Annotated in this window: 15 protein-coding genes; 9 read left to right on the top strand and 6 right to left on the bottom strand. The window is 72.9% G+C overall.

All coding sequences use genetic code 11. From position 1 onward, the window contains the following. Positions 1-43: 43 nt before the first annotated feature. From AB4091_RS08320 to AB4091_RS08310, 3 genes are all read right to left on the bottom strand, one after another. Positions 44-2,203: a penicillin acylase family protein gene (locus AB4091_RS08320; protein WP_442291261.1), complete on the bottom strand. Its 2,160-nt coding sequence runs from the start codon at positions 2,201-2,203 to the stop codon at positions 44-46. Next, positions 2,200-2,403: a hypothetical protein gene (locus AB4091_RS08315; RefSeq protein ID WP_442291260.1), complete on the bottom strand. Its 204-nt coding sequence runs from the start codon at positions 2,401-2,403 to the stop codon at positions 2,200-2,202. The genes AB4091_RS08320 and AB4091_RS08315 overlap by 4 nt, the downstream gene beginning before the upstream one ends. Before the next feature lie 62 nt (positions 2,404-2,465). Beyond that, positions 2,466-2,912, bottom strand: coding sequence for a hypothetical protein (locus tag AB4091_RS08310; protein ID WP_442291259.1), 447 nt, complete (start codon positions 2,910-2,912; stop codon positions 2,466-2,468). A gap of 51 nt (positions 2,913-2,963) precedes the next feature. On the opposite strand from AB4091_RS08310, the gene AB4091_RS08305 reads away from it, so the two are divergent. The 3 genes from AB4091_RS08305 to AB4091_RS08295 all read left to right on the top strand — a co-directional run bounded on the left by AB4091_RS08305 (position 2,964) and on the right by AB4091_RS08295 (position 4,927). After that, positions 2,964-3,359: a DUF2237 family protein gene (locus AB4091_RS08305; RefSeq protein WP_442291258.1), complete on the top strand. Its 396-nt coding sequence runs from the start codon at positions 2,964-2,966 to the stop codon at positions 3,357-3,359. Between the two features lies 1 nt (position 3,360). Continuing rightward, positions 3,361-4,152: a pentapeptide repeat-containing protein gene (locus AB4091_RS08300; protein ID WP_442291257.1), complete on the top strand. Its 792-nt coding sequence runs from the start codon at positions 3,361-3,363 to the stop codon at positions 4,150-4,152. Positions 4,153-4,246: 94 nt separating this feature from the next. Continuing rightward, positions 4,247-4,927, top strand: coding sequence for a hypothetical protein (locus tag AB4091_RS08295; protein ID WP_442291256.1), 681 nt, complete (start codon positions 4,247-4,249; stop codon positions 4,925-4,927). Between the two features lie 3 nt (positions 4,928-4,930). Here the strand turns inward: AB4091_RS08295 and AB4091_RS08290 are convergent, their stop codons facing one another. After that, positions 4,931-5,914, bottom strand: a complete 984-nt coding sequence (locus AB4091_RS08290) for a DUF389 domain-containing protein (protein WP_442291255.1) — start codon at positions 5,912-5,914, stop codon at positions 4,931-4,933. Between the two features lie 95 nt (positions 5,915-6,009). Here AB4091_RS08290 and AB4091_RS08285 point away from each other — a divergent pair, with 95 nt between their 5' ends. From AB4091_RS08285 to AB4091_RS08270, 4 genes are read left to right on the top strand one after another with little or no spacing between them, the layout of a single operon-like run. Continuing rightward, positions 6,010-6,393 carry an ArsR/SmtB family transcription factor gene (locus AB4091_RS08285; protein WP_442291254.1) on the top strand — a complete coding sequence of 128 codons (384 nt, stop codon included), beginning with the start codon at positions 6,010-6,012 and terminating at the stop codon, positions 6,391-6,393. Next, complete coding sequence (locus AB4091_RS08280) at positions 6,390-7,313, top strand: cation diffusion facilitator family transporter (RefSeq protein WP_442291253.1); 924 nt, start codon at positions 6,390-6,392, stop codon at positions 7,311-7,313. The genes AB4091_RS08285 and AB4091_RS08280 overlap by 4 nt, the downstream gene beginning before the upstream one ends. Beyond that, positions 7,310-7,942: a cation transporter gene (locus tag AB4091_RS08275; protein ID WP_442291252.1), complete on the top strand. Its 633-nt coding sequence runs from the start codon at positions 7,310-7,312 to the stop codon at positions 7,940-7,942. Before AB4091_RS08280 ends, AB4091_RS08275 begins: the two co-directional genes overlap by 4 nt. A 52-nt stretch (positions 7,943-7,994) precedes the next feature. After that, positions 7,995-9,185 carry an MFS transporter gene (locus AB4091_RS08270; RefSeq protein WP_442291251.1) on the top strand — a complete coding sequence of 397 codons (1,191 nt, stop codon included), beginning with the start codon at positions 7,995-7,997 and terminating at the stop codon, positions 9,183-9,185. On the opposite strand, the gene pdxR is transcribed toward AB4091_RS08270, so the two are convergent. After that, positions 9,148-10,605: a MocR-like pyridoxine biosynthesis transcription factor PdxR gene (gene pdxR, locus AB4091_RS08265; RefSeq protein WP_442291250.1), complete on the bottom strand. Its 1,458-nt coding sequence runs from the start codon at positions 10,603-10,605 to the stop codon at positions 9,148-9,150. The two genes, AB4091_RS08270 and pdxR, sit on opposite strands and share 38 nt — an antisense overlap. A gap of 80 nt (positions 10,606-10,685) precedes the next feature. On the opposite strand from pdxR, the gene AB4091_RS08260 reads away from it, so the two are divergent. Together AB4091_RS08260 and AB4091_RS08255 are read left to right on the top strand one after the other, a co-directional pair. Then, a complete protein-coding gene (locus tag AB4091_RS08260; RefSeq protein ID WP_442291249.1) occupies positions 10,686-11,999 on the top strand; it encodes an amino acid permease in 1,314 nt (437 codons plus the stop codon). A 44-nt stretch (positions 12,000-12,043) separates the two neighbouring features. Continuing rightward, a complete protein-coding gene (locus AB4091_RS08255; protein ID WP_442291401.1) occupies positions 12,044-13,963 on the top strand; it encodes an amino acid transporter in 1,920 nt (639 codons plus the stop codon). 21 nt (positions 13,964-13,984) lie between these two features. On the opposite strand, the gene AB4091_RS08250 is transcribed toward AB4091_RS08255, so the two are convergent. After that, entirely contained in the window at positions 13,985-14,518 is a 534-nt protein-coding gene (locus AB4091_RS08250; protein ID WP_442291248.1) for a GNAT family N-acetyltransferase, read from the bottom strand. Positions 14,519-14,587: the final 69 nt, after the last annotated feature.

Below are 14,587 nucleotides of genomic sequence, written 5' to 3'. Positions count from 1 at the left end.
CAAATGGTAAAAGGCAGGCAAAGTGGCCTCTCGACGCCGAGAGCTACCTCGCGACCTCCTGACCTGCGTCCACCGGGTGCAGCTCGCCGACCAGCCAGGCCGCCGTCTGGTCGGCGAAGTGGCCGACGCGGGCGTCGCCGCTCGCCCCGAACGGCACCACCCAGCGACTCGCGTCGCGGTCGGCGAGGTCCCAGACGTAGCGCGCCACCGGGCCGCCGTAGCAGCGGTCGGTCACCCCGGGTGCGCTCGCTGCCGCCAGCACGCAGCCCTTGTCGCCCCCGACGGGGTCGCGCCGCACCGACGGCGCCCGGTCGCTGACGTCGAGCGCGTGGAGCGGGTCGAGCCAGTGCCGGTCGCCCCAGACGGCGCTCGGGTCGTACTGCCCGGCCACGCTCTCGAGGGCGGCGCGGACGCCTTCGGCGACGTCGATGCCGCGCTCGGGCCCGAGCCGCGCCATCGAGTGCCAGCCCGCACCGATCTGGCCGACCATCCCGGTCCAGGCCGCGAAGATGCTCGAGTGGCCGCTCGGCTCGAGCATCGGAGCCAGGCTCGGATGGTCGGAGAACCAGCGGACGAGGGCCGTACGCCACCGCGCGAAGACGGCGGCCCCGTGGCTGTCGGGGTCGCTGTGGCCGTCCCAGGCGAGCAGCACGTCGCGCACGTCGGCCGCGCGCCCATGAACATCTGCGGCCTCGACGAGCTCGCGCATGAGGTCGGCCTGGCCGTTGCGGGTGTCGACGTGGATCGTCGCGCAGTCGTCGACCGTGAGTCCCACGCGCGCACCGATGAGCGAGCGGATGCGCTCGGCCCGGAAGGGCGTCGCGTACTCCACGCCGAGCCCTCCCCCGCTCGCCCGGTCGTTGGCACTCACCATGACGTCGGGCACGTCGGCGGCGGGCCCGCGGCGATAGCCGTGCCACGTGTGCCTCGGGTCCCACGCGGGCAGCGGCACCACCAGACCGGCCTCGTGACGGTCCGGAACCCGCCCGACGACGAGGTGGCGCATGCGGCCGCTCACGTCGGCGACGAGCGCCGAGTTGACCGGCTCGACCCAGTGCGAGAGGGCCTGCTCGACGTCGTCGACGGTGCGGGCGCGCAGCAGCGGCAGCAGCGCCCCGAAGCCGAGGTCGGCCTCGACCTGCGTCGGGGTGCGCAGGCTGTACGGCGGCGGGCCGGGGGCGGGCGCTGCGTCCGCACCCTCGCCGCCCCCGCTGCCTTCCCCGTTCGCGGCCATGGCCCGCTCGAGCTCGGCCTCGAGGCCGGTGACGACCGGGCCCCGTGCGGTGACGACGACGGGCACGTGCAGCTCGCCCTCACCCCGCACCCGCACCGTCTCGGTCGTGTGCTCGACCGGCTCCCAGCCGTCGATGCCGCGGGCCGCGAGCCGGGGCCCGCCATCGACCTCGGCACCCTCGTGCCGCAGCCGCTCGAGCGTGAGGTCCTGATAGTCCGCCATCGCATTGGTGATGCCCCACGCCACCGACCCGGTGTGCGCGAAGTGCTGCACGCCGGGCACGCCCGGGAAGGTGAAGCCGACGACGTCGAACTCGGGGCAGGCGAGCCCCACCTGCTGGTAACACCCGGGCAGCTCGATGGTGCGGTGCGGGTCGCCGGCGACCAGCGGCAGCCCCGAGGCGGTCTGCGCACCACCGATGACCCACGCGTTGCTGCCCGAGCGGTCGATGCCCTCGGCGTGGAGCAGGGGCAGCACGTCCTCACCGAGCCGGTCGGCGACGTGGCCGTTGAAGAGCTTGGCGGGGAAGGTGCCGAAGAGCAGGTGGATGCCCCAGAAGATGCCGAGCGGCGTCCACGGGGCCCACGGGCGCGGCGCGGCGGCATACGCCTCGAGCCCGAGCGCCTCGACCTCGGGCGTGCCCGTGAGCCCTTCGGCGAGGGCGTCGTCCACCCCGCCGACGTATGCCGTCAGCCAGGCCTGCGTCTCGGCGTCGAGCCGGTCGAAGCAGCGCCGCACGGTGTCCTCGAGCCGGACCTGGCGGGCGAAGCGGTCCCAGGGGACGCCGTCGGCGCCGACGTACTCTGCCGTGCGACCCTCCATGCGCCACCGGTGGTGCTCGACCTGCCAGCCGCGGTCGAGCGCGGTGACCCGGCCCTGGAGGCGCGCCAGCTCCATGACGTCGCCGGCCCGCAGGTGCGGGACGCCGAGAGCGTCGCGCCGCAGTCCGGGGTCGGGCTGACCGGTCACGTGGCCCCCCGGATGCGTCCCCAGCCGTGCCACCGCTCGACGTCGACGAGGGCCGTGACGCGGGCCCGGTCACGGACCCGGTACTGCTGACCCGTGTAGTGCGTCGCGATGCGGTCGATGTCGACGAGGTCGCGGTCGTCGTAGAGCTCGACGATGCGCCCCTGGAGGCTGACGTGCGTGATCCAGTTCTCGGGGTCCATGGCGCTGAGGCTCACCCGGGGGTCGGTCCTCAGCCACTCGAGGCGCGTTCGGGCAGATCCCGTCACCGGTCACCCGACGGCTTGCCCTGGATCTCGCGGAAGAAGGCGTCGGAGACGCGGCGGAACTGGTGCAGCGTCAAGGTGATGGGGTCGCCCGCGCGCAGGCCGAGCACCGTGCGGTCGGGGTCGAGCGTCAGCTCGGGTTCGGCCATCACCGTCCCGCCGTTCTCGACCAGTGACCGGGCGAGCACCCGCACCTCGTGCAGGGCCTTGCCGGCCTGACCCTCGGACGAGCTGAGCCGGTGGATGAAGTAGCCCTCGAGGACGATGACCATGTTGTTGAAGTACTCGTACTCGAGCGACTCGAGGGCTCCCTCGAGCGCCGAGACGTCGGCGTCGCCGTGGTCGCGGGCCGCTTGCGCCACTTCGCGGAACATCGCCACCTGCGACTCGACCCGCGAGCGGCAGGCGTCGAGGTAGTCGGGCTCGTACTCCTTCGTCCCCAGCATGGGTTCAGCGTAGCGAGCGAGAGCCCCCGTCCCGGCGACTAGGTTTGGCCCATGGCAGCGCGTGAGCGGAACGTGCTCGGCGGTGAGCTCGAGCCGTGTGGCACCGACCCCGTGACCGGCTTCTACCGCACCGGCTACTGCACCACCGGCCCCGAGGACCGCGGCAGCCACACGATCTGCGTCGTCGTCACCCCCGAGTTCCTCGCGCACCAGCGCAGCGTCGGCAACGACCTCGTCACCCCGCGCCCCGAGTGGCGCTTCCCGGGCCTGACACCCGGCGACACGTGGTGCATCGTCGCGGTCCGGTGGTTGCAGGCGCACCAGGACGGCGCGGGAGCGCCGGTCGTCATGGCCGCCACGCACGAGCGCGCGCTCGAGGTCGTGCCGCTGCAGCTGCTCCAGTCGTATGCGGCCGACGTCCCGGACGACCCCAGCTCCCTTCTCTGACATGGCCGCTCCCGCCCTGCCGCGTCTCGAGGCGGAGTGCTCGCAGTGCTTCGGCCTCTGCTGCGTCGCCCTGCCGTTCGCCCGCTCGGCCGACTTCCCCGTCGACAAGGCGGGTGGCGACCCGTGCCGCAACCTGCTCGCCGACCACCGGTGCGGCATCCACGACCGGCTCCTCGAGGGTGGCTGGCGTGGCTGCGTGACCTTCGACTGCTTCGGCGCGGGTCAGCAGGTCTCGCAGGTGACCTTCGGTGGGATCTCGTGGCGCGAGGCGCCCGCCACCGCCCCGACGATGTATGCCGTCCTGCCCGTCATGCGACAGCTGCACGAGATGCTCGCCCACCTCCTCGAGGCTGCGGATCTGGAGCCCGATCCGGCCACGGCCGCCGGGCTGGCCGACCTCGTCGACGAGGTGGGAGCCGCCACGGCGGCAGACCCCGACACGCTCCTCGCGCTCGACCTCGTCGCGCTGCGCTCGCGGGTCGGCGACCTGCTCCGGCTCGTGAGCGCGACCGCGCGCGAACGACATCGGCGGCGTGCCGGCATACGCGGGCAGTCTCGGCAGGCGCGTCGGATCCGGGCCGGTGCCGACCTGGTGGGCGCCGACCTGCAGGGGCTCGACCTCCGCGCGGCGGACCTGCGCGGCGCCCTGCTCATCGCCGCCGACCTCCGGGGAGCCGACCTGCGATGGGCCGACCTGCTCGGCGCGGACCTGCGCGACGCCGACCTGCGCGGCGCGGTCGTCGACGGCGCGCTCTTCGTCACCCGTCCGCAGCTCGCGGCGGCGCGTACCTGACTGGGCGATTGGCGCATTCGCTCGCGCGGGGACGGCCGAGAGCCCACAATCGACCCACAGTCACCAACCGTCCCGTCGAGCACCGGAGTCCACCGTGCGCCGAGCCAAGGCCGCAGCTGCCGTCGCGCTGCCGGCTGCCGTCGCCCTGGGACTGACCGTCGTCCTGGCCGCCTGCACCGCGGGCACGCCGGCCGTCGAGCTCAGCCAGGTGGCCGGTTCTGGCGTGACGGGAACACCGGTGCCGACCGAGACCGTCACGGTCACCGAGATCGACACGCGCACAGTCACGGCGACCGCGACGCTCGTGCAGACGACGACGGCCACCGTCGTCGTCACGCCGACGGTCACCGTGACGGCGCTGCCCCGGCCGAGCCTGACGACGAGCACCGTCTTCAACCGCACCACGGCGCTCGCTGACTATGCCAACCTCGTCAACGACGTCCGCGTGCTCGACCGAATTCCGTTGTCGGGCAACGCCGCCGCGGTGGAGCTCGACGCCATGACGCAGCACCTGGCGAGGCTCGGCGCCAACGGCCCACCCCCGGGGCTCGACGCCCCCAGCTACTACGGACGGCTGCTGTCGCTGGGGCTCTTCGCTCAAGCGGGCGCGGACGAGGCTGCGGCAGGATCACCCGTGGCGACGAGCCGGTATGCCGTCGTCCGACAGGAGACCGGTGTGCTGCTCTCCCTCGTGAACGGGGCACTCTCGACGACGTTCACCCTGCCGCCACCCGTGCCGCGACCCACGACACCGACTCCGACACCGACTCCGTGATCGTCACAGCCGAGGCGGCGGCGGCTCGGCATGGACGTGTCGGCTCAGGCGCGAGTGAGACCGGGGCGCGGGCACCCGCGACCAGATCGCGCGCTGCAGGGCGAGGGTGAGCCAGCCCGCGAGCGCCATCCCGATGATGTTGACGACGAGCTGCAGCCCGCTGCCCCGCACCTCGCCCCAGGCGCCGAAGGCAAGGCCGAGGGCGACGTTGCCGGCGGCCGGGATGGTCGTCACCGAGATGAAGACCCCGCTGAGGCCGGTGACCCTCGCCGACGTCAGCGACAGCACGCCGGCAGCCGCGGCGAGCACGGCGACGACGAACGACCACTTGTCCGGCGAGTAGATGAACGCCGTCGCGGGCCGGTCGCCGGTGATGTCCTGGAGGGTGACCCAGCCCAGCGCCCTGCCGACGAGTGCCGCCAGGCAGGTGACCGCGATCGCGACGGCGAAGCCGACGGCCAGCGCCCTCGCAGCGACGGCCAGCAACAGGGGGCGCCGACGCACCAGCGCGACGCCGAGCGCCGCGATGGCCCCGAACTCCGGCCCGAGCACCATCGCGCCGATGACGAGGATCTGGGTGTCGAGCACGATGGCGATTCCGGCGATGAGGGTCGCGAGCGACATGAAGGAGAGGAAGGTCCAGTTCAGCTCGCTCTCCTCGTAGGAGCGCTGGGCGACCTCCGCCCACACGACGGCGTCGGCGCTGCTGCCGGGCGTCTCCTCGTCGGCCTCGAAGCCCGCCCTCGAGACCCAGGTGCTCACCGGCTCGAGCTGCAGGGTGCCCCCCTCGTGGACGCCGAGGTCTCGCAGGCTCTCGACGATGGCGTTGGCGCCCTCGCGGGAGACGTCAGCCTGCACGACGTCTCCGACGGGGCGCAGCGCCGCTCCTCTCAGGACCGACAGCGTGCTCACCGCCGAGGAGTCGGCGAGCAGCTGGGTCACCGGCTCGGTGAGCTCGCTCGGGATGGTCGCGGTCAGTCGGAGCATGCGCGTCAGTCTGCCGCCGGCGTGGCACGTTTGACAGGACGGCGGGAACGACACGACAGTGACATCTGAACATCCGATCAGATGAAGTGGGGACCATGAGCACCGTCACCGGCCTCGACGCCTGCGCCACCCCGTGCGTGCACCCCGAGAAGGTGGCTCTGGCCACCGACAACGCCCCCGGAGCCGACGAGCTGGCCCGAGTGACCAGCGTCTTCAAGCTGCTCGGCGACCCCACGCGGGCCCGGATGCTCTACGCCCTCCTCGAGGCGGGCGAGCTGTGCGTGTGCGACCTGGCAGCGGCCACCGGCACGGCGGAGACGACGGTCTCGCAGGCCCTGCGGCTGCTGCGCGCGTCGGGCGTCGTCACCGGGCGCCGAGAGGGCCGCAACATCTACTACCGCCTCAGCGACGCCCACGTCCGCCTGCTGCTCGACGTCACGCGTGAGCACGCCCTCCACGACGGGGACCCCCGGTCGTGAGCCACAACCACGGGGGTCACGGGGGTCACGGCGGTCACGGCGCGCATGCCGGTGGCCGGCACCGGTGGCGGCTCGCCGTCGCGTTCGGCCTCGTCGGCGCCTTCTTCGTCGTCGAGCTCGTGACCGGTCTCGTCTCCGGGTCGCTGGCCCTGCTCTCCGACGCCGGCCACATGGCGGCCGACGTCGTGACGCTGGGCGCTGCCCTCGTCGCCACCCGCATCGCGACGCGGGCCGACACGACCGGGCGGCGCACCTTCGGCTCCTACCGCGCCGAGGTCTTCGCGTCGGGCCTGGCCGTGCTGCTCATGCTCGGCGTCGCCGTCTACATCGTCGTCGAGGCCCTGGGCCGCATCGGGTCGCCCGCGTCCGTCGCGTCGGGCACGATGCTCGTCGTCGGCTCCCTCGGCCTGGTCGTCAACGTCATCTCCCTGCTGCTGCTGCGCGGCGGCGCCGCAGAGAGCCTCAACGTCAAGGGCGCCTACCTCGAGGTCGTCGCCGACACGGTCGGCTCGGTCGGCGTCATCGTCGCCGCGGTCCTGGTCGGGGCCACCGGGAGCGCCTGGTGGGACACCGCCGTCGCCCTCGCCATCGCCGTCTTCGTCGCCGTGCGCGCGGTCGGGCTCGCGCGCGAGGTCGTCGCCGTGCTGGGGCAGCACGCCCCGTCCGGCATGGAGCCCACGGAAGTGCTGCGGGCACTCGGCGAGGTGCCCGGAGTCACGGAGGTGCACGATCTCCACGTCTGGACCCTGACCTCCGGGATGGACGTCGCCACCGCACACCTCGTCACGTCGCGGCCGGAGGCCGGCCCGGATGTCCTCGAGGCCGCGAGCCGGATGCTGCGCGAGCGCTTCCACGTCGCGCACGCGACCCTGCAGATCGAGACCACCGACCGCACCCAGTGCCAGGGAGCCGACTGGTGAGCACCCCGTCGCTGCCGGTCTTCTCGCTGCTGCCGCCCTCGCGGCGAGCCGCTCTCGTGCGCCGCGCCCGTCTGCTCGCCGGGGCGTCGGTCGCCTACAACGTCGTCGAGGCCGTCGTCGCCATCGCGTCGGGCCGCGTGGCCGACTCGACCGCGCTCGTCGGGTTCGGGCTCGACTCGACGGGCGAGGTGATGAGCGGCCTCGTGATCCTCTGGCAGTTCGGCCGCCCCGTCCCCGAGGAGCGTGAGCACCTGGCTCGCCGCCTCATCGCCGTCTCGTTCTTCGCGCTCGCGGCCTACGTGGCCTTCGAGTCGGTGCGGGCCCTCGTGAACCGCGACCAGCCCGACACCTCCGTCGCCGGCATCGTCCTGGCCTGCCTCTCCCTCGCGGTCATGCCGCTCCTCTCGCACTGGCAACGTCGCACCGGGCGCGAGCTCGGGTCGGGCGCCGTCGTCGCCGACGGCACCCAGACGCTGCTCTGCACCTACCTCTCGGCCGTGCTCCTCGCCGGCCTGCTCGCCAACGCCCTGCTGGGCTGGTGGTGGCTCGACGCGATCGCCGCCCTCGTCATCGCCGGCGTCGCCGTGCGCGAGGGGCGCTCGAACTGGCGCGGCGACGCGTGCTGCTGAGCCGCGTACCACCTCTTGACGCCGTGTGCTCCGACCGACAAGGTGACCATCCGTGACCCTCCGGACCGAGTCCTCCCCCCTGCTCCGCGCGCGCCTCGCCGCCGGCACCGCCTTCTTCGTGCAGGGCCTGCTCTTCATCTCGCTGACGACGCGACTGCCGCAGATCCAGGAGAAGTGGGACCTCGACGAGCTCGCCGTGAGCGGCCTGCTGCTCATGGTCGTGCTGCTCGCCGGCGTCGGGTCCGTCGTGGCCGAGGTCGTGGCGGGGCGCTCGTCGAGCGCGGTCGTCGTGCGGGTGGGGCTCGTCGCCGCGGCCGCAGGCTTCGTGGTGCTGCTGCTCGCGCCGTCGTTCTGGGTGTTCGTCGGCGGCCTCGCGGTCTACGGGCTCGCACTCGGTCTCGTCGACGCCTCCTCGAACATGCAGGCAGTCACGGTCGAGCACCTCTACCGGCGCCCGATCCTGCCGTCGTTCCACGCGTTCTGGACCGCGGGCGGCATCCTCGGCACGGTCGTCACGCTCGTGACGGTGAAGGTCGACCTCGGTCCGGGTCTGCTGCCCCTGCTCGTCTTCCCGCTCGTCGCGCTCGCGGCACCGTTCGTCCGCCGCGACCAGCTCGCCCAGTCGGATGCGGCGGTCGACGTGCCGTGGCGACGCATCGCGCTGCTCGGCCTCGCGATGGTGCTCTTCTACATGGTCGACACGGCGGCGACGACGTGGGGCCCGGTCTACCTCAAGGGCGCTCTCGACGCCCCGAGCGGCCTCACCGTGCTCGCGACGCTGCCCTACCTCGTCGCGACCCTGCTGGCCCGCGCGGTCGGCGACGGGCTCGTCGACCGGCACGGCGCCGTGTGGCTGCTGCGCGGCAGCGGTGTCGTGGCCGCGGTCGCGCTGGCCGTCATCGTCTTCGCGCCGACCTGGCTCGTGGCCGTCGTCGGCTTCACGATCCTGGGTGGCGCCGTCGCGACGATCGCACCGCTCAGCTTCTCGGCAGCCGGCGCGATCGCCGGTGGCGAGGACGACACGGCCGGCGAGCGCATCGACCGCACCGACCAGGTCGTGGCGCGCTTCAACCAGTTCAACTACGTCGGCGCGCTGCTCGGCGCCGTGCTCACCGGCGCGGTGGGCTCCGACAACCTGCGCCTGGGCTTCGCCGTGCCGATGGTGCTCATCCTGGGCATCATCCCGCTGGCGTCGCAGTTCGCGATCATCCGCCGGCGCGCGGCCGCGGCCGAGACACCCTGAGCACGTCCCCCAGCAAGGCGAGCGCGGGAGCGACCTGCTCCTCGCGTATGCCGCCGACGCCGAACGCGAGCCCGTGGCGGGGCGGTTGCTCCAGGTGTCTCGGCGAGAGGGGCTCGACGAAGACGCCTGCAGCGAGAGCCTCGTCGGCGATCGCGACATCGTCGAGGCGGCCGTCGCGCAGGAAGGTGCAGACGTGCAGCCCTGCCGCGGACGGCACGACCTCGAGCCAGTCGTCGAGGCCGGCGAGGCCGTGCAGCAGCTCCTCGCGTCGCGCCCGGTAGACCTTCGTGGCCCGCTTCACGTGTGCGGCGTGGTGGCCCTCCGCGAGGAAGTCGGCGAGAGCCCGCTGCGTCACGGCGTCGCCGTCCCACATCGTCACCCGCTTCGCCTCGCGCAGCGCCGCGGTGAGAGACGCGGGTGCGACGGCGTAGCCCACGCGGAGTCCGGGCAGCAGTGACTTCGAGAACGACCCGACATAGACCACCCGTCCGTCGCGGTCGAGGCTCTGGAGGGGTTCCAGGGGGCGGTCGGCGAACCGGAACTCGCTGTCGTAGTCGTCCTCGACGACCACCGCGTCGCGCCGGACCGCCCACTCCAGCAGGGCGATCCGCCGCGCGCGCGACATGGCCACGCCGGTCGGGTGCTGGTGCGACGGGGTGACGTAGACGAGTCGCGCAGCCGTGGGCAGCGCGTCGACGACGATGCCCTCGCCGTCGACGGACACCCCACGAACGGTGGCGCGGTGGGTCGCGAAGAGGCGCGCGGCGGCCGTGTAGCCGGGGTCCTCCACCGCAACCACGTCTCCCGGCTCGAGGAGCACGCGGGCGACGAGGTCGAGGGCCTGCTGGGCCCCTGCGGTCGCCACCACGTCGTCGGCGGACGCGGCCACGGAACGCGACACTCCGGCATAGCGCGCGATCTCGGCCTCGAGGCGGCTGGCGCCGCGCTCGTCGTACGTGTCGGGCGCGAGCCGTCCGCGTCGCAGCGTGCCGCTGACGATGCGGCGCCAGGTCGCGAGGGGAAAGAGGGTGCCGTCGGGCACGCCCACGGAGAAGTCGTGGGTCGCCTCACCCGGCACGAGTGACGGGACGGACGGCGAGCGCCACAGGACAGTCGGGGTGACGGCACCCGGACGCGTACGCCGTCGGCCCGACCCGCCCGACGACCCAGCGGGTGGCACGCAGCCGGCCGCGACGAAGGTCCCGGCGCCGCGCCGGCTCTCCAGCAGCTCCTCGGCGAGGAGGCGGTCGTACGCGGAGGTGACCGTGCCCCGCGACACGCGAAGGCTGGCTGCGAGCTCACGGGTGGCCGGCACCCGGTCGCCGCCGGCGAGCCGGCCGTCGAGCACCGCCTCGCGCAGCTGCGCGTAGATCTGGGCGGTGAGGTCGCCGGCGCCGGTGAGGCTGACGTGGAAGTCCACGCGGCCAGCCTAGAGTGGCCCAAACCACTGGGCAAGAAGTGGACCTTCAGACTGGTCCACTCGCGCGGGAGTCTTGACGCATGACCGCATCCGTCCGATCCTCGAGCCGGACCTCGACCCGGACCCGGCGCCCCGCGAGCGCCGCCGGCCTGACCGTCGCCCAGGGCGCCGCCCTGTCGGTGGGCGCCGTCCTCGGCACGGGCGTCATCACGCTCCCCGCCCTCGCAGCCGAGGTCGCAGGCCCGGCGTCACTCGTCGCGTGGGCGGCCCTGGTGCTGCTGTCGATCCCGCTGGCCAGCACGTTCGCGGCCCTGGGCGCCCGCCACCCGGACGGTGGCGGCGTGTCCACCTACGTGCGACGGGCGTTCGGTGAGCGCGCGGCCGGGGCAGTGGGCTGGTGCTTCTACTTCGCCGTGCCGGTCGGTGCGCCTCCGGCCTCGATGATGGCCGGCGGCTACGTGGCCGACGTGGTCGGTGGAGGCCGCGTCACCACCGTCGCGGTCGGCTGCGCCCTCATCGTCGGCACGGCCCTGATGAACCTCGGCGGTCTCCGCTTCTCCGGCCGCGTGCAGCTGGGCCTCGCGACCGCGCTCGCCCTGCTCATGACCGCCACGATGGCCTTCGCCCTTCCCCACGGCAGCGCTGAGTCCCTGACCCCCTTCGCCCCGAACGGCTGGGGCGCGGTCGGCACCGCGGCCGCCGTCCTCGTCTGGGGCTTCGCCGGCTGGGAGGCGGTCGCGTCCCTCGCCGGCGACTACCGCGACCCCGCACGCGACGTGCCCAGGGCGACGACGATCGCCGTCGTCGTGGTCGGCGTGCTCTACCTCGGCCTCGCGACGACGAGCGTGCTCGTGCTCGGCCCCGCGACCGGCCGCAGCCAGGCGCCCCTGTCGGACCTCATGGCGATCGCGCTCGGCGAACAGGCACGCGTGGTCACCGCCGTCGTCGCAGTGCTGCTGACGGTCGGCGCCATGAACGCGTACTTCGCGGGTGGCTCGCGTCTCGGCGCAGCGCTCGCCCGTGACGGGGCCCTGCCGGGGTGGCTGGCGAAAGGCGACGGTGCCGGCGAGGTGCCCCGGCGCAGCATCATGGTGATCACGGTCCTGTCGATGCTGTCGGTGGCTGCGTCGGTCGCCCTCGACCTCGGGCTGACACCCCTCATGCTGCTGGCCACCGGCTGCTTCACGTTGGTCTACGTCCTCGGCACCGGTGCCGCACTGCGCCTGCTCCCGCGCGGCACCGCCGGCTGGTGGACGGCGCTCATCGCGTTCGCCTCCGTCGTCGCCCTCCTGCTCGTCAACGGGGCGCACGCGCTCTGGGCGCTCGGCCTCGTCGCCCTCTCGCTCGCCTACCAGCGCTTCGGCCGCCCGGGGGTTCCCAGCACTGCCCCCTAGACTTCGGCGCCGTGACGACGCAGCGCGCTGAGCGCACGCCCCTGATGCGGTGGTTCCTGGACGCCGAGGAGGCCGACCCCGGCGGCTACTACGAGCGGGAGTCCGAGGCTCAGCAGCAGCACCACGTCCAGCCCTGGTGGCGGGTCATGTGCCTGACCGGCGTCGACTACTTCTCGACGCTCGGCTACCAGCCGGGCATCGCCGCACTCGCCGCCGGCGCCCTGTCACCGGTCGCGACGCTCGTGCTCGTGCTGATCACGCTCTTCGGCGCCCTGCCGATGTATCGCCGCGTCGCCGCGGAGAGCCCGCACGGCGACGGCAGCCTCTCGATGCTCGAGCGCCTCCTCGCGTACTGGCCGAGCAAGATCCTCGTGCTGTGCCTGCTGGGCTTCGTGGCGACCGGCTTCATCATCACGATCACCCTGTCCGCTGCCGACGCGAGCGCGCACGTCATCCAGAACCCGTACCTCAAGCCTGCCCTCACCGGGCACCAGGTCGGCGTGACGCTGGCCCTGCTCGTGCTGCTCGCGGCCATCTTCCTCAAAGGCTTCAAGGAGGCAATCGGCCTCGCCGTCGTGCTCGTCGTCGCCTACCTCGGCCTCAGCGCGGTCGTGCTGGTCCGGGGCATCATCGAGATCGGCGCGCACCCGACGGCCTTCGGCGACTGGATCGACGCGATGACCGCAGCGCACTCCGCCCCGTTCGGCATCATCGGCGCCGCCCTGCTCGTGTTCCCGGCTCTCGCCCTCGGCCTCTCCGGCTTCGAGACCGGCGTCGTCGTCATGCCCCTCGTGAGAGGCGATGCCGGCGACACGGCCGAGCAGCCCGTGGGGCGCATCCGCAACGCCCGCAAGCTGCTGACGACGGCCGCCCTCATCATGAGCGTGCTCCTCATCGGGTCGTCGCTCGTCACGACGCTGCTCATCCCGCACGCGCAGTTCGAGCCCGGCGGGCAGGCGAACGGACGGGCCCTGGCCTACCTCGCGCACGAGCTGCTCGGTGAGGGCTTCGGCACCGTCTACGACGCGTCGACGATCGGCATCCTCTGGTTCGCGGGCGCCTCGGCCATGGCAGGGCTGCTCAACATCGTGCCGCGATACCTCCCTCGCTACGGCATGGCACCCGACTGGGCCCGGTCGACCCGGCCCCTCGTGCTCGTGCTGTCGTTCATCGCCGCAGTGGTGACGCTGGCCTTCCGAGCCAACGTCGACGAGCAGGCGGGGGCGTACGCGACCGGCGTGCTCGCGCTGATGACGTCGGCGGCGATCGCGGTCTTCCTCACCGAGCTGCGCCGGGGCCACCGCGGTGCCGCCGGGTTCTTCGCCGTCGTGAGCGCGATCTTCGTCTACACGATCACGATCACCATCGAGCAGCGCCCCGAGGGCCTCGTCATCGCCCTCGTCTTCATCGCGCTCATCGTGGTCATCAGCGTCTGGTCGCGCATCGTGCGCTCGACCGAGCTGCGGGTGCAGCGCGTCGTCTACGACGACGGGGCGAAGGCGATCCTCGACGACGCGGCGCTCGGCCCGCAGCCACTGCGGTTCATCGCCAACAAGATCAATGCCGGCGACCGCGAGGAGTACCGCGCGAAGTCGCTCGATGTCCGGATGCACAACCACCTCAACGCCCGCCAGGGTGCGATCTTCCTCGAGGTGGAGATCAGCGACGCGAGCGACTTCGCCACGACCGTGCACGTCAGCTCGGCCGTCGTCGGTGGCCACTACATCCTCCGGGCCACGGGGCCGTCGGTGCCGAACGTGCTCGCTGCCGTGCTGCTCGACGTGCGCGACCGCGTGAGCAAGCCGCCGCACGTCTACTTCGAGTGGAGCGAGAAGGCGCCCGGCCAGAACGTGCTGCGCTTCCTGCTGGCCGGCGAGGGCGACATCCCGCCGCTCACGCACGAGATCATCCGCCGCGCCGAACCGGACGCGGCCCGGCGCCCGCAGGTGCACGTCGGCGGCTGAGCAGGCTGCCCAAGCGGTGCCTCAGCCGCGCTGTGCCCACCGGTCGGGAGTGGTGCGGTAGACCCGTGACCCGCCCTCGTACCACTTCTCCATGACGCCCAGGTCGTCGAGCCCGAGGCGGCCGCACACGGCCTGGCTCGGCGCGTTGGTGGTGTGGGTGATCGCGTAGATCTCGGGAAGGCCGGCGTCGAAGCCGTGCGAGATCACGGCCGATGCGGCTTCGGTGGCGTAGCCGTGGCCCCACGAGTCGGGGTGCAGGTGCCAGCCGACCTCGACCTCGCCGTCGTCGGCGTTCGGCAGCGTCAACAGGATGACCGAGCCGGCGACGACCCCCGTCTCGCGAACCTCGACCGCCCAGAAGCCGAGCGGTGGGGCTTCGCTTCGCTGCTGGTACCGGTCGATGCGCTCGTGCGCCTCGTCGAGGTCCTTCATGAGCACCGGCTCGCCGTCGCCGAGCCACTTCACGACCTCGATGCGGCTCTGGATGTCGAGCAACCGGTCGGCCTCGTCATGGGTCCAGGGGCGGATGCGCAGGCGGGCCGTCTCGAGGTGCATGCCGCCACGCTCGCACCACGGCGGCCGCCGAGTCCACGCCTTTCCCCGCGGTCCCACGGCAGAGACCTG

Origin of the sequence: Terrabacter sp. 2RAF25 (assembly GCF_052115265.1) — a bacterium.
Classification (GTDB): domain Bacteria; phylum Actinomycetota; class Actinomycetes; order Actinomycetales; family Dermatophilaceae; genus Terrabacter.
This window is presented reverse-complemented; position numbering and strand designations above follow the sequence as displayed.